Annotated in this window: 17 protein-coding genes; 10 read left to right on the top strand and 7 right to left on the bottom strand. The window is 71.3% G+C overall.

Features of this window, described 5'->3' with window-relative positions:
- Positions 1–98 precede the first annotated feature (98 nt).
- Positions 99–770, top strand: coding sequence for a VOC family protein (locus tag ACFYY2_RS01045; RefSeq protein ID WP_388735287.1), 672 nt, complete (start codon positions 99–101; stop codon positions 768–770).
- Between the two features lie 639 nt (positions 771–1409).
- Here ACFYY2_RS01045 and add read toward each other — a convergent pair.
- The 3 genes from add to ACFYY2_RS01030 form a co-directional block, all read right to left on the bottom strand.
- A complete protein-coding gene (add, locus tag ACFYY2_RS01040) occupies positions 1410–2378 on the bottom strand; it encodes an adenosine deaminase (protein ID WP_388735285.1) in 969 nt (322 codons plus the stop codon).
- A 9-nt stretch (positions 2379–2387) separates the two neighbouring features.
- Positions 2388–4523 (bottom strand): MMPL family transporter, encoded by a 2136-nt coding sequence (locus ACFYY2_RS01035; protein WP_388735283.1) that lies wholly within the window; start codon positions 4521–4523, stop codon positions 2388–2390.
- A 105-nt stretch (positions 4524–4628) separates the two neighbouring features.
- Positions 4629–5123, bottom strand: coding sequence for a MarR family winged helix-turn-helix transcriptional regulator (locus ACFYY2_RS01030; protein ID WP_388735281.1), 495 nt, complete (start codon positions 5121–5123; stop codon positions 4629–4631).
- Between the two features lie 154 nt (positions 5124–5277).
- On the opposite strand from ACFYY2_RS01030, the gene ACFYY2_RS01025 reads away from it, so the two are divergent.
- The 4 genes from ACFYY2_RS01025 to ACFYY2_RS01010 all read left to right on the top strand — a co-directional run bounded on the left by ACFYY2_RS01025 (position 5278) and on the right by ACFYY2_RS01010 (position 10001).
- Positions 5278–6270, top strand: coding sequence for a sporulation protein (locus ACFYY2_RS01025; RefSeq protein WP_388736766.1), 993 nt, complete (start codon positions 5278–5280; stop codon positions 6268–6270).
- A 381-nt stretch (positions 6271–6651) separates the two neighbouring features.
- Positions 6652–6891, top strand: a complete 240-nt coding sequence (locus ACFYY2_RS01020) for a Sec-independent protein translocase subunit TatA (RefSeq protein WP_388735279.1) — start codon at positions 6652–6654, stop codon at positions 6889–6891.
- 225 nt (positions 6892–7116) lie between these two features.
- A complete protein-coding gene (locus tag ACFYY2_RS01015; RefSeq protein WP_388735277.1) occupies positions 7117–8625 on the top strand; it encodes an SDR family oxidoreductase in 1509 nt (502 codons plus the stop codon).
- Complete coding sequence (locus ACFYY2_RS01010; protein WP_388735275.1) at positions 8622–10001, top strand: cryptochrome/photolyase family protein; 1380 nt, start codon at positions 8622–8624, stop codon at positions 9999–10001. The genes ACFYY2_RS01015 and ACFYY2_RS01010 overlap by 4 nt, the downstream gene beginning before the upstream one ends.
- A gap of 21 nt (positions 10002–10022) precedes the next feature.
- Here the strand turns inward: ACFYY2_RS01010 and ACFYY2_RS01005 are convergent, their stop codons facing one another.
- Both ACFYY2_RS01005 and ACFYY2_RS01000 read right to left on the bottom strand, forming a co-directional pair.
- Positions 10023–10865 carry a DUF1206 domain-containing protein gene (locus ACFYY2_RS01005; protein WP_388735273.1) on the bottom strand — a complete coding sequence of 281 codons (843 nt, stop codon included), beginning with the start codon at positions 10863–10865 and terminating at the stop codon, positions 10023–10025.
- Positions 10866–10942: 77 nt separating this feature from the next.
- A complete protein-coding gene (locus ACFYY2_RS01000) occupies positions 10943–11485 on the bottom strand; it encodes a DoxX family protein (protein WP_388735271.1) in 543 nt (180 codons plus the stop codon).
- Positions 11486–11779: 294 nt separating this feature from the next.
- Between ACFYY2_RS01000 and ACFYY2_RS00995 the strand changes: the two genes are divergently transcribed.
- Positions 11780–13795 carry an FAD-dependent oxidoreductase gene (locus ACFYY2_RS00995; RefSeq protein ID WP_388735269.1) on the top strand — a complete coding sequence of 672 codons (2016 nt, stop codon included), beginning with the start codon at positions 11780–11782 and terminating at the stop codon, positions 13793–13795.
- Between the two features lie 33 nt (positions 13796–13828).
- Positions 13829–14401 carry a PadR family transcriptional regulator gene (locus tag ACFYY2_RS00990; protein WP_388735267.1) on the top strand — a complete coding sequence of 191 codons (573 nt, stop codon included), beginning with the start codon at positions 13829–13831 and terminating at the stop codon, positions 14399–14401.
- Here the strand turns inward: ACFYY2_RS00990 and ACFYY2_RS00985 are convergent.
- Together ACFYY2_RS00985 and ACFYY2_RS00980 are read right to left on the bottom strand one after the other, a co-directional pair.
- Positions 14357–15391, bottom strand: coding sequence for a DMT family transporter (locus ACFYY2_RS00985; RefSeq protein WP_388735265.1), 1035 nt, complete (start codon positions 15389–15391; stop codon positions 14357–14359). The two genes, ACFYY2_RS00990 and ACFYY2_RS00985, sit on opposite strands and share 45 nt — an antisense overlap.
- Complete coding sequence (locus tag ACFYY2_RS00980; RefSeq protein WP_388735263.1) at positions 15388–16203, bottom strand: phosphatase PAP2 family protein; 816 nt, start codon at positions 16201–16203, stop codon at positions 15388–15390. The genes ACFYY2_RS00985 and ACFYY2_RS00980 overlap by 4 nt, the downstream gene beginning before the upstream one ends.
- A gap of 165 nt (positions 16204–16368) precedes the next feature.
- Between ACFYY2_RS00980 and ACFYY2_RS00975 the strand changes: the two genes are divergently transcribed.
- The 3 genes from ACFYY2_RS00975 to ACFYY2_RS00965 all read left to right on the top strand — a co-directional run bounded on the left by ACFYY2_RS00975 (position 16369) and on the right by ACFYY2_RS00965 (position 19134).
- Positions 16369–17016, top strand: a complete 648-nt coding sequence (locus tag ACFYY2_RS00975) for a TetR/AcrR family transcriptional regulator (protein ID WP_388735261.1) — start codon at positions 16369–16371, stop codon at positions 17014–17016.
- A 202-nt stretch (positions 17017–17218) separates the two neighbouring features.
- Complete coding sequence (locus ACFYY2_RS00970; RefSeq protein ID WP_388735259.1) at positions 17219–18238, top strand: SPFH domain-containing protein; 1020 nt, start codon at positions 17219–17221, stop codon at positions 18236–18238.
- Positions 18235–19134: a hypothetical protein gene (locus ACFYY2_RS00965; RefSeq protein ID WP_388735257.1), complete on the top strand. Its 900-nt coding sequence runs from the start codon at positions 18235–18237 to the stop codon at positions 19132–19134. Before ACFYY2_RS00970 ends, ACFYY2_RS00965 begins: the two co-directional genes overlap by 4 nt.
- Positions 19135–19156: the final 22 nt, after the last annotated feature.

The following is a 19156-nucleotide window of genomic DNA, read 5'->3' as shown; positions in this document are numbered from 1 at the left end:
CATGCGCCTGCCGCCTGCCGCCCGCCTTCCCGGTCGTCGCCTTCCTGACGTTCCTGCTCCCCGGGACGTCCGGCGGGAATGCTGGGACCATCAGGAACATGGATCCCGTCAGCACACCCGAGATTCTCGCGAGGACCGCAGGCGAGCTCAGCGACTGGCGCAAGCTCGCCCAACCCATCGCCGCCCGCTTCCGCGCCGAGGACGACGTGGCCGGTGCCGCCTTCGTGGCGGCGATCGCACAGGCCGCAGCGGCAGCCGGCCACGCCGTTCCGGAAATCCGGCTGGGGCGCGGACTCGTCGACGTGGCACTGTTCAGCGTGGACGGGTCCGGCGGCCGGTGGGTCACCGCCAAGGACCTCGAACTCGCCGCAGTCATCAGCGGGATCGCCCAGTCGTTCGAACTCGCTCCGGTCCCCGGTGAGGTCGCGTGCGTGGAACTCGCTCTCGATACCGTCCACCTGGCGGAGACAGAGCCGTTCTGGGCAGCGTTGCTGACCGGCGGAACGGGCCGTCTGGCCGGCGACACGATCTTCGACCCGTCGGACCGTATCCCGGCCGTGTGGTTCCAGCCCAGCGACGCACACCCGGTGCCGCACCAGCGCTGGCACCTGGACCTCTGGCTCGCTCCCGAAGTGGCCGACTCCCGCGTAGCGGCGGCCGTCGCTGCAGGGGGCACCCTGATCGACGACTCGCAGGCCCCGGCGTTCACGGTGCTCGCCGACCCCGAGGGCAACAAGGTCTGCGTCTGCACCGCGGTAGGACGCGAATAGGCCGCGGTTGGTGCGCGACAGAGGCGCCCAAGGACAGGAACTCTGGGACGTCTTCCTCCGGCGACCGCTCGCGGATCGCGAGGCATGACGGAGGTCAGCACGAAACCCTGCCGAACCGAGCCAATTACCATTGCAGGTCACAGCCTTTCGTTGTTCGCGACACAAAAACGGTGGTCTCGAAGCGGATCGCGTGAGAACAAAGCGGCAGGCAGGCAACCACGAAGTTCCGCTCGGCAGTTGACTCGGTGGGCTGCGCACTGGACACACTGGAACTTCTTCGGTTTGCCGGCGGACCGCGGGCGCCCGTGGCTGTCGGGACAACGCTCCGGCTGCCTCACGGCGCTTGGAGCAACCGTCCAACCGTCCGAGGGCACACATAGAAGTACCGGCACGAGCACCTGCATCCGCAGCGAATCTCGTGGTCAATGCTCCCGGCTACCCGCCGCCGGGACATCCCCCGCCGGAGGGAGACGCCTTCCACGCGCGGGGGAGGTATGTCGCACACGCCGCTGCCACGGTTGACTCATGAGCGACGACGAACGTGACCGCAGGTTCCTGCCGAGCTCCGCACCTCATCCGGGCCGCGCCCCGGCCACGCCCTTCCTCGGCGCCCCAGATCCCTTGCGCGCGGAAGTACGGTCAGGCCCCGTATCTCCCTCGCCGGAGCCTCATGCGGGTGCGGTCGTCGCACAACGCCCCGGCAATGCCGGCCGCACAGGCGTCCTCGGCGGTCACTCCCAACCGCGCCGCCAGTTCGTACTCACGGCCGAGATCGGTGCCGAACATGGCAGGGTCGTCCGTGTTGACCGAGCAGTGCACTCCGGCCGCGCGCAGCAAAGGCAGCGGATGCCCGGAGAGGTCGGCGACCACACCCGTGCGGAGGTTGGACGTCGGACAGACGTCGAGGACGACACCGCGCTCGGCTATCTCGGCAAGCAGATGCGGATCCTCGGCCGCCCGGAATCCGTGCCGCACCCTGGCGGCGCCCAGTGCGAGGGCCTCCCGCACGGATGCCGGGCCGTCCGTCTCCCCCGCGTGCGGGACGAACGGGAGGCCGCCGTCCCGCGCGATGCGGACAGCGGTGGCGTAAGGGGCCAGCGCGCTTCGCCGTTCGTCGCCGCCGATGCCGAACCCGACGACTCCCCGGTCCCGGTAGCGCGCGGACACCACGGCGCATTCCTCTGCCAGTTCCACCGGGCAGCCTCGGTAGAGATCCGGGGTGAACGTCACGGTCACCCCGAACCTCTCCCGCGCCTCGACCGCGCCCTCGGCGTAGCCCGTGTACATCTCGTCCCACGCGATGCCGTGGGACTCCACCCGCTCGGCCGGCGAGAAGATGGCCTCGATGTACACGGCGCCGTGGCCGCTCGCCTCCCGTGCGTAATCCACCACCACCTGACGGAAGTCGTCCGCCGTGCGCAGGCAGTTGGTGGTCATCCTCCACACGTCGAGAAAGTGCCGGAAATCGGTGAACGTGTACAGCGCGGCAAGGCCCTCGGCCGAGTCGGCCGGCAGGGTTTCGCCGTTGCGCCGGGCGATCTCCAGCAACGTGGCCGGACGTATCGAACCCTCGAGATGGACGTGGAGTTCGATCTTCCCGGTCTGCATCGCTACAGGCTATGCCAGAGGTTTCACACCGTCAGGTGCCTGCGTCCCCCTGTCGGTCCGGCTGAGCGCGCCGGGCCACCATGCGGTGGGCCCGATGTCCCTGACCAGAGCGGGCACCAGAAGGGACCGTACGACGAGGGTGTCCAGGAGGACACCGAAGGCGACGATGAACGCGATCTGGACCAGGAAGGCGAGCGGAATGACGCCCAGGGCGGCGAAGGTCGCGGCCAGGACGACACCGGCGGACGTGATGACTCCGCCGGTGGTGGTGAGTCCCCTCAGCACACCTTGCCTGGTGCCGTGGAGCAGGGACTCCTCTCGCACCCTGGACATCAGGAAGATGTTGTAGTCGACGCCGAGTGCGACCAGGAAGACGAATCCGTACAGCGGTACCGACGAGTCGGTGCCGCTGAACCCGAAGACGTGACGGAACACCAGCGACGAGATGCCAAGGGTGGCGAGGAAGTTGAGAGCCACGGTCGCCACCAGGAGCACCGGCATCAGCAACGACCGCAGCAGACCGATCAGGATGACGAGGATGATGACGAGCACGACAGGCACGATGATGTTGCGGTCGTGTTCGGCGGTCTTCTGCGTGTCGTACTGCTGCGCCGTGTAGCCACCGACGAGCGCCTCGGCCCCGGACACGGCGTGTACCGCATCGCGCAGGCGTGTGACCGTCGCCTTGGCCGCGTCGCTGTCCGCCGCGGCGGACAGCGTGGCATCGATGCGCACCCGGCCGTCCACGACGAGCGGTTCCCCGCCACCGGGACGGCCCGAGGTCGTCAGCACGGAAGCACTCGCGACACCGGTCACCTTCTCGGCAGCCTGCACGACCTGCTCCGACCGGTCCGCGTCGGCGATGACGACGGCAGGGTTGCCCGAACCGCCGGGGAAGTGCCGGCTCAAGGTCTCCTGCGCGGCGACGGACGGTGCGTCGTTGACGAAGATCTCCTCCAGGGGCACACCCTTGGAGTTCAGGGTCGGCATGAACGCCGCACAGGCCAGCAGGCCGACCAGCGTGACGGCCCACACCTTGCGCGGTGCGCGGTCGACCAGCGCCGCGATCCGCGACCAGATGCCCGTCGAACCGGAATCGGGTTCGCTCTCCCCCTTCTTCGGGCCGGAGGGCCAGTACGCCGCCCGGCCGAGCAGGACCAGCACGGCAGGAAGGAAGGTGAGGGCGGTCAGGACGGAGCACACGATGCCGATCGCACCCACAGGCCCCAGGGCACGGTTGTTCGTCAGGTCGCTGAGCAGGAGGGCGAGCAGTCCCAGTGCCACGGTCGCGGCGCTGGCCACGATCGGGCCGGCGGACTCGCGGAGCGCGGCGCGCATCGCGGTCCACCGGTCAGGCATGCGTCCGAGCTCCTCACGGAACCGGGCGGTGAGCAGCAGGGCGTAGTCGGTCGCCGCACCGATGACGAGGATCGACAGGATGCCCTGGACCTGCCCGTCGACCCGGACGACATCGTGATCCGCCAGCACATAGACGATCGCGCAAGCGACGCCGAGCGCGAAGACCGCACCGATGATGATGATCAGGGGGAGCAGGACGCTTCGGTAGACCAGGAGCAGGATGACGAGCACGGTCACCAGGGCGACTCCGAGCAGCAGTCCGTCGATGCCCGCGAAGGCGTCGGACAGGTCGGCCTGCGAGGCGGCGGGACCTGCCAGTTGGACCACCGTCCCCGGGACGCGGTCGGCCGCGGCCCGGATGTCCTCGAGTGCGTCGGGAAGTTCGTCACCGAGGTCGGGACGCAGTTGGACGACGCCCTCCAGCGCCTTGCCGTCCTTGGAAGGCAGCGCTGGGCTGACCTTTCCGGCCACTCCCGGCCCGCCCTCGACCGAGGCGAGCGCGGCCGTCGCCGCCTGCCGCTGCGCCGCGCCCAGCGGCTCGCCTTCTCCCTCCGATGTCCAGACGACGATCGCGGGTACGGTCTCCTGCTTACTGAACGCCTTCTGGGCTTCGATGACACGGGTGGATTCGGCACTCTGCGGCAGGAAGGCGGCCTGGTCGTTGGTGGCGACCTCGCCGAGCTTCCCGGCGTACGAGCCGAACGCTCCCCCGACGACCAGCCATGCGAGGACGAAGAAGACAGGCAGAAGAATCAGCCGGCGGACCGGCTTCGATGCGGTGGACATGGCACTCCAGGGTCGGCCGCGATCTCTCAATCATGATGTATCTCAATGATTGAGATTACATGCAGAACAGTGTGGCGTTGCACCGCCTACCCGAATGGCACGGCCTCAGCGCCGCGGAACCTGCATCCCGGAGAGTTCCTCGTTCATGCGCCCGAGAAAGCGCAGCGCCGCCGCGAGCTCCTGAGGCTCGGATGCGGAGCGCGCACCCGCCGCCGCTTGGGCTAGGGGCATGAAGAAGGAGCGCGCGGCCGCCTTGGCCCCGGACTCGTAGTGGAGATGCACGACCCGCCGGTCCGCGCTCTCGCGCGCGCGCCGGATGTGACCGGCGCGTTCGAGCCGGTCCAGGCACGCCGTGACCGCACCGGAGGTCAGACCGAGGTGTTCGCGCAGCCGGCCCGGGGTCAGGGGCTCCTCGGAGTCGAGGATCGCGCCCAGCGCCTGCACGTCGGTGGCATGGAGGCCCTGGGCGTGCGCGAAGGCGTGGACCAGACGATTGATCTCGCTGTTCATCCGCCGCAACTCCACGGCGAGGGCCTGGAGGTCCGACACCCCCGTCACTTCCGGGCGCGATCCGTCGCGGGGGTCGTCTGCACTGTCCACCGCCCCATCCTAGGCCGGGCGACGACTTCCGGACTTCCTCGGCCGACGCACGCGGAGACCGCTTGCGCAGCTCATCCGGCCTTTACACTTCTACAGTTGCGTAGAAGCGCGACCGAACGCGTTCCCGTGTACGGAAGAAGGAGTGAACGCCACGATGGTGTTCAAGAAGCTGCTCGGCTCGCTCGGCGTGGGCGGCCCGACCGTGGACACGGTCCTGCACCCCGGCGCTTCCACCCCCGGCGGCAGCCTCGGCGGCGAGGTCCGCCTGAAGGGAGGCGACGCCGACTTCGCGATCGAGCACATCACGCTGGAGCTCGTCGCACGCGTCGAGGTGGAGCACGACGACGGCGAGCCGGAGGGCGGGCTCACCTTCGACCGCTTCACCGTCGCGGGGAGCTTCACCCTGTCCCGGGGCGAGGAGCGTGTCATCCCCTTCGACGTGGCGCTGCCCTGGGAGACGCCCGTCACCGAGCTCTACGGCCAGGACCTCGGCATCGTGCTCGGCGTACGCACGGAGCTTTCCGTATCCGGCGCCCGGGACAAGGGGGACCTCGACCGGCTCACGGTGGGCCCCTTGCCCGCCCAGGAAGCCGTGCTCGAGGCACTCGGGCAGCTCGGCTTCGGTTTCAGGTCGGCGGACCTGGAGCTCGGGCGCATCCAGGGCACGGGCCAGCAGTTGCCCTTCTACCAGGAGATCGAGCTCTCACCGGCACCTCGGTACGCCGACCGGGTCAACGAGATCGAGGTGACCTTCCTCGCCGGACCCGGCGGGCTCGAAGTCGTGCTGGAGGCTGACAAGCGAGGAGGCTTCCTCTCCGAGGGCGGCGACACCCTCTGCCGGTTCGTCATCGGCCATCACGAGGTTCACGGTCGCGACTGGGCCGCGGAGATGGACAGCCGGATCGAAGCCCTGATCGTCTCCCGCACGCCCCACGGCCATTCGGCGTACGGCCATGCCGCCGGACAGGAGCACCACCGTACGGGCCCGGGTATGGGAACCGTGGTCGCGGCCGGGGCGGCAGGCGTCGCGGTCGGCGTGGTGGGCGGCCTGGTGGCGGCCGAAGTCATCGACGAGGTCGGTGACTTCTTCGAGGGCGACGAGGGCGACGGGGACGACGGGGAGCAGGAGGAAGGCGAGGAGGGATGAGATTCCGGACGGGGTGCGCGGTGCCCCTCCGGCTTCGCTCTCCCTCTCCAGTGCAGTAGCTTCATCCGCGCGCCGAGCGGTTCCGACAGGCCGGAACCGCTCGGCCGCCCCTCGGAACCGCTCGGCCACCCCTCAGAACCGCTCGCGGGTCCCTCAGAACCGCTCGCCAGTCACTCAGAACCGCTCGACAGGTCCCTGAGAACTGCCCGGCACACCCTTGAACGCCCGCCCTTCCCCGACCTTCCCAGACATTCCCCTGCCTTCCCCGACCTTCCCCGGAACTTCCCGGAGCCCTGCTGCACCCCTCCGCAGCCGGCCGTCCTGGAACCCGGCCACCGACCGGTGCGCAACCCCACTTCGATCTGGGAGTAGACAGTCGTCATGTTCGGAATAAGCGAGATCGCGATCTTCCTCGTCATCGTCGTCCTGATCTTCGGCGCCAGGAAACTGCCTGAACTCGCCCGCTCCCTGGGCAAGTCGGCACGGATCCTCAAGAGCGAGGCGCGCGCCCTGAAGTCCGACGGCACCTCGTCCGTCACACCGGTGGACGGGCAGGCCGGCGACGCCGGGAATCCGCGCGTCATCCGGGGCACCGCGACCGAGAAGCCCGGCCCGAACTGACGGCCGCGGCCCCGGGCCCCCGCGTCCGCACCGGAAGTTCCGCGCAGCCACACCCACCCCCGCTCACACGCGCCCGCACTCACACTCGCACCCCGCCCCACCCGCACTGATGTCCACTCCGCCATCCCTGGGGTGGGCTTCGGCGTGTTGAAGCGCCGCCGACAAGCGGAATACTCCGTACCGGGACACGGTGGACGTAGGACACACGAGCCGGAGCGAGGGGTCATGGAGAGCAACGACGACAGCGGCGGACTGCGGTGTCTGGTGACGGGCGCGTCAGGATACATCGGGGGCCGGCTCGTGCCCGAGCTCCTGGAGGCCGGCCACCGGGTGCGCTGCCTGGCCCGCAGCCCGGAGAAGTTGCGCGACTACCCGTGGACCGGCGACGTGGAGGTCACCAAGGGGGATGTCACCGACGCGGACTCGGTCGCCGCGGCGATGCGCGACATCGACGTCGCCTACTACCTGGTGCACGCGCTGGCCGGTGGGCCGGGCTTCGAGAAGACCGACCGCGAGGCCGCCCGCGTCTTCGGTGAGCAGGCGCGCGCCGCCGGCGTCGGACGCATCGTGTACCTCGGCGGGCTCACCCCCGACGACGTACCCGCACGGGAGCTGTCACCCCATCTGCGTTCGCGCGCGGAGGTCGGGCGCATCCTGCTCGACTCGGGCGTGCCGACGACCGTACTGCGCGCGGCGGTCATCATCGGGTCGGGCTCGGCGTCCTTCGAGATGCTGCGCTACCTCACCGAACGGCTCCCGGTGATGGTGACCCCCAGCTGGGTCTCCACCCGGATCCAGCCGATCTCGGTACGGGACGTCCTGCGGTACCTCGTGGGCAGCGCCCACATGCCGGCCGACGTGAACCGCGCCTTCGACATCGGCGGGCCCGATGTCCTCACGTACCGCCACATGATGGAGCAGTACGCACGGGTGGCGGGCCTCCGCCGGGTGATCCTCCCCGTACCGATGCTGAGTCCGGGCTTGTCCAGCATCTGGATCGGCGCGGTCACCCCCGTCCCCCGCCAGCTCGCCCGTCCGCTCGCCGAGTCGCTGAGGTACGAGGTGGTGTGCGGCGAACACGACATCACCCAGTACGTCCCGGACGGCCCCGGGCAGCCGTTCTCCTTCGACAAAGCCCTGACCCTGGCTCTGAAGCGGGTGCGTGAGGCCAACGTGACGACGCGGTGGTCCTCCGCCTCGACCCCGGGCATTCCCAGCGATCCGCTGCCCACCGACCCGGACTGGGCCGGCGGCAGTCTCTACACGGACGTCCGCGAACTCGACGTGGACGCTTCGCCCGAGGCCCTTTGGCGGGTCGTCGAGGGCATCGGCGGGGTCAACGGCTGGTATTCGTTCCCCCTGGCCTGGGCCCTCAGGGGATGGCTGGACCGGCTGGTGGGCGGGGTGGGCCTGCGCCGGGGAAGGCGCGACGCGCAGCGGCTGCGGGTCGGGGACTCGCTGGACTTCTGGCGCGTCGAGGAGATCGAGCCCGGCCGCCTGCTCCGGCTGCGCGCCGAGATGCGGCTGCCCGGGCTGGCCTGGCTGGAGATGTACGCGGAGAGGGGCGAGAACGGCCGGTCGCACTACCGGCAGCGCGCCATCTTCCATCCCCTCGGGCTCCTCGGTCACGCCTACTGGTGGAGCGTGTCGCCGTTCCATGCGGTGGTCTTCGGCGGGATGGCCCGAAACATCGCCCGGGCGGCGAATCAGGGAAGGACGGGTGGTCCGGCATGACCACCGCCGTCGTCCTGTTCACCTCCGATCTTCGACTCCACGATCATCCGCCGCTGCACGCCGCACTGACGGCCGCCGACGAGGTGGTGCCGCTGTTCGTCCTCGACGAGGCCGTGGAAGCCGCGGGATTCGACGCGCCCAACCGGCGTGCGTTCCTCGCCGACTGTCTCAGGGACCTGGACGCGGGGCTCCGCGAGCGCGGTGGCCGGCTGATCGTCCGGCAGGGCGACGTGGCCGAGGAGGTGGGCCGCGTCGTCACCGAGACCGGCGCGGCGTCGGTCCACATGGCGGCAGGGGTGAGCGCCTACGCCCACCGCCGCGAGGAGCGGCTCCGCGAGGCGCTGGGTTCCACGAGATGCGAGCTGCGGGTTCACGATGCCGTGGTCACTGCGGTCGCGCCCGGAGCCCTGGTTCCGTCCGGCTCCGGGAAGGACCACTTCGGTGTGTTCACGCCCTACTTCCGCAAGTGGTCCGCGGAAGGTCTGCGCGAGCCCTTCCGGGCCCCTCGCACCGTGCGCGTTCCGGAGGGCCCCGGGTCCGCCGCGCTGCCGTCGCGGACGGGAGTCAAGGGGCTCTCCCCCGGCCTCGCCGAGGGCGGCGAGGCGGCGGGCCGCAAGCGCGTCGCGGCATGGCGCCGCAGCGGAATCGCCTCGTACGAGGATCTGCACGACGACCTCGCGGGGGACGCGACCTCACGGCTCTCCCCCCACCTGCACTTCGGCACCCTGTCGTCCGTCGAGCTGGTGCACCGCGCACGCTCCGCGGGGGGTCCCGGCGCGGAGGCCTTCGTCCGGCAACTGTGCTGGCGGGACTTCCACCACCAGGTCCTCTCCGCCCGCCCCGCCGCGTCGCACACGGACTACCGGCCGCGGCAGGACCGTTGGCGCACCGGCAAGGCGGTGGCGGACGACACGGACGCCTGGAAGGAGGGCCGCACGGGCTATCCGCTGGTGGACGCGGCGATGCGGCAGCTGCGCCATGAGGGGTGGATGCACAACCGTGGACGCCTGCTCGCGGCAAGTTTTCTCGCCAAGACGCTGTACGTGGACTGGCGGACCGGGGCGCGGCACTTCCTGGACCTGCTGGTCGACGGGGACGTCGCCAACAACCAGCTCAACTGGCAGTGGGTGGCGGGCACCGGGACGGACAGCCGGCCCAACCGGGTGCTGAATCCCGTGACGCAGGCCAGGCGGTACGACCCGGACGGCACCTATGTACGGCGCTGGGTGCCCGAGTTGGCCGGGGTCTCCGGCTCCGCGGTGTTCGAGCCCTGGAAACTGCCGGCGGGCGAGCGGTCCGGCTCCGGCTATCCGGAGCCGGTCGTCGGGCTGTCGGAGGGGCTGGCTCGCTTCAAGAAGGCCAGGGGCCTCGACTGACGGGCCGGCGCCGCCGTCCGCTCAAATCTTGCGCCAGCGGGCGTTGGCCCAGGAGAACAGGCCGAAGGCGGCCAGCCCGAGCGCGATGAGGACGAGCAGCCAGGGGCCGGCGGGCGTTTCGGTGAAGGAACGCAGGGTGTCGTCCATGCCCTTGGCCCGGCCCGGTTCGTGCTGGATCGCCGCGGCGATGGCGAATCCGCCCGCCGTGGCGAAGACGGCACCCCGGACGGTGCCGCCGAAGACGCCCACGACATCGACCGCCTGACGGGTCCTCTTCGACATCTCGGCCATCTTCAGATGCTTGTGGTACTTGCGTGCGAGAGCGCGGAAGGCGATCCAGAGGCCCGCGCCCGTCACCACGGCGCCGGCGATCCCCACGATCCACTGACCGCCTGTCCATTCGAGGGCACGTGCGGTGACGTCGTCGGTCTGGCGGTCGCTCGACCCGCTGCCGCTCGACGTGTCGCCGGCCGCGTAGGAGAGGACGGAGTAGGAGACGAAGGCGTAGAAGACGAAACGTGCTGCCGCCATGGCGCGCTTGCCGGGCTTGTCGCCGTCGGCGCCGGCCTGGCCGAACAGCGCTTCGGAGAGGCGCCACAGCGCCATCCCCGCCAACGCCAGCCCGAGCGCCCAGAGGAGCACGCTCCCGAAGGGTTTCTCGGCTATCTCCGCGATGGCGCCGCCCCGGTCGGCCTGCTTGCCGCCCCCGTCGGAGAAGGCGATGCGCAGGGCCAGGATCCCCACCAGGAGGTAGATCACGCCGCGCGCGACGAAGCCCGCGCGGGCCCCGATGTCCATGGCCCGGCTCCGCGCGGCTCTTCTCGCCTGACCGCTTGCGTTCGTCGACAGTGCGTTCGCATTCATGCACTGCCTGGTGCCCCTGAAACGGCGATCAATGCAGGGGAGCCACCGCGCGGCAACGCCGTGCGCCCGCTTCGGGGTCAGGCGTCTTCGTCGGCGGCCTGGCCCTGCGCGGCCTGCCCCTTGGCACGGCGGCCGACCACGGCGGCAGCGGCGAGAGCGCTGCTCGCGAAGGCGAGGGCCACGAACCACGACTGGTCGAACACGTGCCGGGTGGCATGGTCCAGCGAGTAGCGTCCGGCGCCCGTCAGCCCGATGGCGGCGGCCGTGAAGCCGAGGAAGGCCGGGTACTCGTATCCGCCGCCGGTCGAGAAGAAGCCCGCGGGCGCGTGTACGGCGACGGCACCCGCCATCGTGCCGGCCGCCGCGGCACCGGCCGCGGGAGTGGCGAGGCCGAGGGCCAGCAGGACTCCTCCGCCCGCCTCGCCCAGCCCGGCCGCCAGGGCGCTGTGCTTCGGCGGGTGGAAGCCCATGGCCTCCATGGCCGCGGTGGTCCCTTCGAGCCCTCCACCACCGAACAGATGGCTCAGCTTCTGGGCGCCGTGGATGGCCAGGACGGCGCCCGTACCGGCCCTGAGCACGAGCAGTCCGAGGTCACGCCGGTTGATGCAGCTGCAACTCATGAGTTTCTCCTGTCGACGAGGAGGAGGTACGGCGCGGAGCCGTACGCGATCCACTGTCCTCGGCCCGGGCGCGGGAGTCCGAAGGTGTTACGCCATTCGTGGACCGCCCTTGCGAGGACTGGGACGTAGCCCTACGCGGATGGGGACGCGGTCCCGCGGGGACTGGAGACGCGACCCCCGCGGCGCCTCGGCACGGGGCATGGGGAACTGCGACGCACGTCATTGTGCAACTTGTTGCATAACCCCGTTCGGGTGGTCTACAACTGGCTCGACGACACGTGCGAGGAGACCCGGATGAGCCCGTACCCCACCCTGCTGAGCCCGCTCGACCTCGGATTCACCACACTCCCCAACCGGGTGCTGATGGGGTCGATGCACATCGGCCTCGAGGAGGCCGAGCGCGGTTTCGAGCGCATGGCCGCCTTCTACGCGGCCCGCGCAGCGGGTGGGGTGGGCCTCATCGTCACCGGGGGGATCGCGCCCAGCGACCGGGGGTGCTCCTTCCCCGGCGGGGCCAGGATGACCACGGAGGCGGAAGCGGAACAGCACTCCCGGGTCACCGCGGCCGTCCACGCGGCGGGCGGCCGGATCGCGATGCAGATCCTGCACTTCGGACGCTACGCCCACCACCCGGATCTGGTGGCGCCGAGCGCACTCAAGGCTCCGATCAGCGGCTTCACCCCGCACGCGCTGACGGACGACGAGGTCGAGGAGACCATCGAGGACTTCGTCCGCGCCGCGGAACTCGCGCGGCACGCGGGTTACGACGGTGTCGAGATCATGGGCTCCGAGGGCTACCTGATCAACGAGTTCATCGTCGCCGCGACCAACCACCGCGAGGACCGCTGGGGCGGCGCGTACGAGAACCGCATCCGTTTCCCCGTCGAGATCGTGCGGCGGGTCCGTGAGCGCGTCGGCCCGGACTTCATCCTGATCTACCGGCTGTCCATGCTCGATCTGGTGCCCGGCGGTTCCACGCTGGACGAGGTCGTCCACCTCGCCCGCGAGATCGAGGCAGCCGGCGCGACCATCATCAACACCGGCATCGGCTGGCACGAGGCCCGCATCCCCACCATCGCCACCTCCGTCCCCCGCGGTGCCTTCACCTGGGTGACCGAGAAGGTACGCGGCGCGGTCTCCGTGCCACTGGTGACCAGCAACCGCATCAACACCCCCGAACTCGCGGAGGAGATCCTGGCCTCCGGCCGCGCGGACATGGTGTCGATGGCGCGGCCCTTCCTCGCCGACCCGGACTTCGTGAGCAAGGCGTCCGAGGGCCGGGCCGACGCCATCAACACCTGCATCGGCTGCAACCAGGCATGCCTGGACCACATCTTCAGTTTGCAGATCACCTCGTGCCTGGTGAACCCGCGTGCCTGCCACGAGACGGAACTCGTCCTCTCGCCCACCCGGGTCCGCAAGCGCGTCGCAGTGGTGGGGGCCGGCCCCGCGGGGCTGGCCTGCGCGGTCACCGCGGCGGAGCGCGGGCACACGGTGACGCTGTTCGACGCGGCCGACGAGATCGGCGGCCAGCTCAACGTCGCGCGGCGGGTCCCCGGCAAGGAGGAGTTCGACGAGACCCTGCGCTACTTCCGCACCCGGCTCGCCGAGGAGGACGTCGAACTCCGGCTCGGCACCCGCGCCACGTCCGCCGCGCTCGATGACTTCGACGAGATCGTCCTCGCCACCGGTGTCGAGCCGCGCTCCCCCGCGATCCCGGGCGTCGCTCACCCCAGTGTCGTCAGCTACCTCGACGTCCTGCGCGACGGAGCCCGCGTCGGTGACCGGGTGGCGATCATCGGTGCGGGCGGCATCGGGTTCGACGTCGCGGAGTTCCTCACCGACGGGGGCGACGAGGCGAGCCTGGACCCGGAGGTCTTCTTCCGGCGGTGGGGCGTGGACACCGACTACGCGGACCGGGGCGGGCTGCGGGCCCCGGAGCGTCCGAAGCCGGGACGCACGGTGCACCTGGTCCAGCGCAAGGCCACCAAGGTAGGGGCGGGACTCGGCAAGACCACCGGGTGGATCCACCGCACCGAGCTGCGTCACCGCGGGGTGACCATGATCGCGGGCGCGTCGTACGACCTGATCGACGACGAGGGGCTGCATCTCACCGTGGACGGCGAGCAGCACCTCCTGCCGGTGGACACCGTGGTGCTCTGCGCCGGGCAGGAACCGCGCCGCGACCTGTACGAGGAACTGCGCGCCGCCGGGCGGCCGGTTCATCTGATCGGGGGCGCGGACGTGGCCGCCGAGCTGGACGCCAAGCGTGCGATCCGCCAGGGCACGGAGGTCGCCGCGGAGCTGTGACGCCACCCCCGGCCGCGTCTCTAGGATGCAGCCATGTCACTCCCGCACGCGATCCTCACCGCTCTGCTCGAGAAGCCCTCCTCCGGGCTGGAGCTGACGCGGAGGTTCGACAGGTCGATCGGCTACTTCTGGCCGTCCACGCACCAGCAGATCTACCGCGAGCTGGGAAGGCTGGAGCAGGCCGGGCACATCCGGGAGCTTCCGGCGGCGCAGCCGGCCCGCGGCCGGAAGAAGGAGTACGAGGTGCTGCCCGCGGGTCGCGACGAGCTGTCGTCCTGGGTCCGGCTCGCCGAGGACCCGCGGCCGGTCCGCGATCCGCTGCTGCTGCGGATGCGGGCGGCGGCCGTGGTCGGTGCCCAGGGGCTGGCCGGGGAACTGCGCAGGCACCTCGCGCTGCACCGGGCGCAGCTGGCGGAGTACCAGGGGATCGAGGAGAGGGACTTCCCTCCCGGACGGACCTCGGACGAGGACCGGCTGCGCCACCTGGTGCTGCGGGCCGGGATCGATCTGGAGACCTTCTGGACGGGCTGGCTGGGCCGGGCGATCGAGGACCTGGACGGTTCAGGCCCGCCGGTCGCGGCCGGCCCCTCGCCCGGCGGTCTCTAGCGTGCGCCTCCTGAGCACCCTGGCCGGCCTCGGCCTCGCGGCGAACGATCCCGCCGTTCGTACGGGAACCTGCTCCGCGGCTCGCGGAGCGACGGGGGTGGGGTTCGAGATGACGATCCTCGACGGGGTGGGCGGAACGGGCAGTGCAGAGGCCTGCTCGGCCGGGCTCGCCGCCTGTGCCCGGCTGAGGAGGACCACACCCCGCACGGCGGCGAGGCCGCCGATGAGCGCGGGGGCCAGTCCGGCGACCCCGCCCTGGAGCCGTTCGCCCAGGAGGACGAGCCCGATCGCGGCGGCCGCCACCGGGTTGGCCAGCGTGACCACCGCGAGCGGCGCTCCGAGACCGCCGCGGTAGGCGGTCTGGGCGAGCAGCAGGCCACCCACGGCGAAGAGGGAGACGAGGAGGGCCACGCTCACCAGCCGCCAGCTGAGCAGCGGACCGGAGTGGTCGGTGGCCGCGACGGTGAGGGTCTGGGTGAGGGCGGATGCCACTCCCGAGGTGATGCCCGACGCCGCCGCGTGCCGGAGGCCGGGCCGGGCGCCCGGGCGGCTGAGGGTGGCCACGAGCGCCATGGTCACCGCACCGACGCCCAGAGCCTCGGGGAGGCTGAGGGTCTCGTGGGGCGCCGCGCCGCCCGCGGCCAGCAGCAGCACGCCGAGGCCGAGGAGGGTGAGGAGTGTGCCGCGCCATTCCGTGCGGCTGACCCGGCGGCCGGCGGAGTGCGCGCCGAGCGGCACCGCGGCGACGAGGGTGAGCGCGCCGAGCGGCTGGACGAGCGTGAGCGGACCGTACTTCAGGGCGGCGACGTGCAGCAGTGCCCCGCCCGCGTTCAGGCCGACCGAGGACCACCAGGCGCCCCGGCCCAGCAGGCGCAGCGTCCCCGTGGAGGAGTCGGTCCTCGCGGCGAGACGAGCCTGGGCCACCGCGGCGGTGGCGTAGGCGGCGGCGGACACCAGGGAGAGCGCGACGGCGATCAGGGTGGCGTTCACCGGCGCACCCCCGGGCGGGCGAAGGCCGGCGAGGCGTAGGCCTGGGCAGGCACGGCGCCGGGCCACGACAGGTGGGCGGGGCCTCCGGTGCGCGGCAGGTGGAGTGCGGCGTAGGCCAGGGAGAGCAGGGCCGAGACCACGAGTGAGTCGAGCCAGTAGTGGTTCGCCGTGCCCACTATGACGACCAGGGTGATCAGGGGGTGGAGCAGCCAGAGCAGGCGCCACCGGGAGCGGGTGGCGACGATCAGGCCGACGGCGACGACGAGCGCCCAGCCGAAGTGCAGGGACGGCATCGCGGCGTACTGGTTGGCCAGGGAGTCGCCCGCGGGGCCGTCCCCGTACACCGAGGGGCCGTAGACGCGACCGGTGTCGACGAGGCCGGCGGCGTGCAGCATGCGCGGCGGTGCGAGCGGGAAGATCAGGTGCAGCACGAGTCCCGCGCCGGTGAGCGCGGTGAGGACGCGGCGCGACCAGATGTAGTGGCGCGGTCGGCGCAGGTAGAGCCAGACCAGGAAGGCCAGGGTCGCGGGGAAGTGCACCGTCGCGTAGTAGGTGTTCGCCGCTTCGACGAGGTGGCGGCCGTGCATGAGCACGCCCTGCACGGTTCCCTCGTCGGGCAGGCCGGCCGCCCGCTCGAAGTTCCACACGTGTCCGGCGTTGCGGAAGGCCTCCTCGACGTGTCCGTTCGCGGCCTGGCGGCCGAGTTTGTAGACGAGGAAGAGTCCTGCGACCAGAAGGAGCTCGCGGACGAGGGGCGGTCGGGCTGAGGTGTCCGGCTCCCGTTCCGCAGGCTCGCTGCGGGTGTACATCACCCGTGCCCCTTTGCTGACGGTGCGCTGCCATCGCGTCGTGGCGGCATGGCCACTCCGTGCCGCATCGATACGCCAGTGTACCGATACGTCGGCGTATCGGTACACATGCGTTTCGGTACACTGGCGTACCGAGGGGTCCCGCCGCAGCCGCAGAGAGGGAATCAGATGCCGTCGCCCGGTTCCGCACAGGAGACATCGCTCACGTCACGCCGGTCGAAGATCACACCGGAACGTGCACAGGAGCTGTACGCCGCGGTGCTGGACCTGCTCCGGGAGAGCGGGTACGACTCACTCACGATGGAGGCCGTGGCGTCGCGCACACGGTGCGGGAAGTCCACGCTCTACCGGCAGTGGGGATCCAAGCCGGAGCTGGTCGTCGCCGCCCTGCGCTGCGCCAGGAGGACACTGCTGTCGGACATCGACACGGGCAGCCTGAGCGGAGATCTGCACGAGGCAGCCCGGGCGGTGGACGCGGCGTCCGGCCAGGACACCGCCCTGATGCACGCGCTCGGCCACGCCGCGCTCCAGAATCCCGACCTGCTGATCGCGCTCCGCTCCACGCTGATCGCGCCGTCGATCGCCGCGATCGACACGATGGTCGAGCGCGCCGTGCGGCGCGGGGAGATCGCGGCCGACAACCCCGCCGCGGACTTCGTGGCCGCTCAGGTGATCGGGGCGATGCGCAGCAGGCCGCTGCTGGAGGGGCGCTATCCGGACGCGGCGTTCCTCACCCGCTTCATCGAGTGCGCCGTACTCCCCTCCCTCGGGCTCCCCAACTGCCCGACCGACCCCCCGGAGGGCGGGGCACGATGAACGTGGGCCGTCGCTCCAGCGGATGACGACGGTCCACCTGCGCGCCGCACCGTGGGGACGGGGTCGGCGCACGAACGGCAGGCCGGCGGTTTCCACGGAGACCGCCGGCCTGCCGCGTTTTCACACCTCCCTTTTCGTCCTCTTGACGATATTGCGCACCACCCCTTATCGTCTTCATGACGAGAAAAGAGGGGGTACCGAGATGGCCGACATCACCCGGCGCTTCGGCTGGCGGCATGTCCGCTCCGCGCCCACCGCCCACATCCGCCACCACAAGCGCGGCCGGCTCGCCCACGACGGTCCCGGTGCGAGTTTCTGGTTCCGCCCTCTGACCGCGGCGATCTCCGAGGTTCCGGTGGACGACCGCGAACTGGCGATGGCGTTCCACGCCCGCACCGCCGACTTCCAGGACGTCGCCGTGCAGGCCACGGTGACCTACCGGATCAGCGATCCCGCGGAGGCCGCCGCCCGGCTCGACTTCTCCGTGCACCCCGACACCGGAGTCTGGCGCGGCACACCCCTGGAGCAGATCGCGACCCTGCTGACCGAGACCGCGCAGCAGCACACCCTGGACGTCCTGGCCCGGACACCGCTCGCCACGGCGCTCGTGGACGGCGTTGCCGCCGTACGGGAACGGGTCGCCGCCGGCCTGGCGGCGGAGCCACGGCTGCCCGCCACCGGCATCGACCTGGTGGCCGTGCGCGTCGTCGCCATCCGCCCCGAGGCAGAGGTCGAACGGGCCCTGCGCACCCCGGCCAGGGAACAGATCCAGCAGGAGGCGGACCGCTCCGTGTACGAACGGCGGGCCGTCGCGGTCGAACGCGAACGCGCGATCGCCGAGAACGAACTGGCCAGCAGGATCGAGCTCGCGCGGCGCGAGGAACAACTGGTGGACCAGCGCGGCACCAACGCGCGCCGGGAGGCCGAGGAGAAGTCGGCGGCGGACGGGGTGCGTACGGAGGCGGAGGCGTCCCGCACCGTCCGCCTGGCGGCCGCCGAGGCGGAGGCCGCCCGAGGAACCGGCGCGGCCCGCGCCGAGGCGCAGGCCGCATGGCTCCGGGCACACGCGGACGTGGACCCCCGCACCCTGCACGCCCTGGCGGCCACCAGGCTGGCCGAGAACCTGCCCCGCATCGACAGCCTCACCCTCTCCCCCGACGTGCTCACCGGAATGCTCGCCAGGCTCGGAAGGCCGGAGGCCGGGCCGGAGGCGGGAGCGTGAGCCTCGCCCCGCGCGCGGTGCTCGTGCACCGCACGACCGAGTACGAGGAGCTGCTGGCGCGTCATGGGACACACGGTCAGGCCGCCTTCGTGCTGGCCGGGCGCGGCCGGTCCCTCGACGAGGTCGCGGAGCGCCACCGGCGCAACGCCCGGGCGCTCGGCGACGTCGCCGCGGCGCTGCCGCTGCGGTGGCGCCGGACCCGCGTGGAGCGGGCGGACCTGGACCGCTTCCTCTTCGGCCCGGAGGACGTGGTCGTCGTGGTCGGGCAGGACGGTCTGGTCGCCAACGTCGCGAAGTACCTGTCCGGCCAGCCGGTGGTGGGGATCGACACCGACCCGGGACGCAATCCGGGAATCCTGGTGCGCCACCGGGCGAAGGACACGGCGGCGCTCTGCCGGGCCGCCGTCGGTCCGGGCGCCCGGACCGACGCGCTCACGATGACCGAGGCCGTCGCGGACGACACCCAGCGGCTCCTCGCGCTCAACGAGATCTACCTGGGCCCGCCCGGGCACCAGACCGCCCGCTACCGCATCGGACCGGACGCCGGCCCCGAGGCCGGCGAGACCCAGGCCTCGTCGGGGGTCCTGGTCGGCACGGGCACGGGGTCGACCGGCTGGCTGCGCTCCCTCTGGCTCGAACGCGGAAGCCGGATCCGGCTGCCGGCCCCCTGCGAACCCCGGCTGGTCTGGTTCGTTCGCGAGGCGTGGCCCTCACCGGTCACCGGCACCTCGGTGGTCGCGGGTGAGCTGGGCCGGGAGGACGGCCTGCGGCTCACCGTCGAGTCGGACCGGATGGTGGTGTTCGGCGACGGCATGGAGTCCGACGCACTGGAACTGACGTGGGGCCAGTCCGTCCGCCTCGGGGTCTCGGACACCTCGCTCCATCTCGTCGCGTAGCGGCGCGTGTGAGGATGGCGGA

Origin of the sequence: Streptomyces sp. NPDC001822, assembly GCF_042892135.1 — a bacterium.
Lineage (GTDB): Bacteria > Actinomycetota > Actinomycetes > Streptomycetales > Streptomycetaceae > Streptomyces.
Note: the sequence above shows the minus strand (reverse complement) of the source record. Positions and strands in the feature narration are given on the sequence as shown.

Bases quoted from the DNA above. Each gene is read 5' to 3' on its own strand.
- ACFYY2_RS01035 (WP_388735283.1), bottom strand. From the start codon at position 4,523: ATGTCCACCGCATCGAAGCCGGTCCGCCGGCTGATTCTTCTGCCTGTC.
- ACFYY2_RS00970 (WP_388735259.1), top strand. From the start codon at position 17,219: ATGGCCGACATCACCCGGCGCTTCGGCTGGCGGCATGTCCGCTCCGCG.
- ACFYY2_RS01010 (WP_388735275.1), top strand. From the start codon at position 8,622: ATGACCACCGCCGTCGTCCTGTTCACCTCCGATCTTCGACTCCACGAT.
- ACFYY2_RS00990 (WP_388735267.1), top strand. From the start codon at position 13,829: ATGTCACTCCCGCACGCGATCCTCACCGCTCTGCTCGAGAAGCCCTCC.
- ACFYY2_RS00995 (WP_388735269.1), top strand. From the start codon at position 11,780: ATGAGCCCGTACCCCACCCTGCTGAGCCCGCTCGACCTCGGATTCACC.
- ACFYY2_RS01020 (WP_388735279.1), top strand. From the start codon at position 6,652: ATGTTCGGAATAAGCGAGATCGCGATCTTCCTCGTCATCGTCGTCCTG.
- add (WP_388735285.1), bottom strand. From the start codon at position 2,378: ATGCAGACCGGGAAGATCGAACTCCACGTCCATCTCGAGGGTTCGATA.
- ACFYY2_RS01000 (WP_388735271.1), bottom strand. From the start codon at position 11,485: ATGAGTTGCAGCTGCATCAACCGGCGTGACCTCGGACTGCTCGTGCTC.
- ACFYY2_RS01005 (WP_388735273.1), bottom strand. From the start codon at position 10,865: ATGAATGCGAACGCACTGTCGACGAACGCAAGCGGTCAGGCGAGAAGA.
- ACFYY2_RS01025 (WP_388736766.1), top strand. From the start codon at position 5,278: ATGGTGTTCAAGAAGCTGCTCGGCTCGCTCGGCGTGGGCGGCCCGACC.
- ACFYY2_RS01045 (WP_388735287.1), top strand. From the start codon at position 99: ATGGATCCCGTCAGCACACCCGAGATTCTCGCGAGGACCGCAGGCGAG.
- ACFYY2_RS00975 (WP_388735261.1), top strand. From the start codon at position 16,369: ATGCCGTCGCCCGGTTCCGCACAGGAGACATCGCTCACGTCACGCCGG.
- ACFYY2_RS01015 (WP_388735277.1), top strand. From the start codon at position 7,117: ATGGAGAGCAACGACGACAGCGGCGGACTGCGGTGTCTGGTGACGGGC.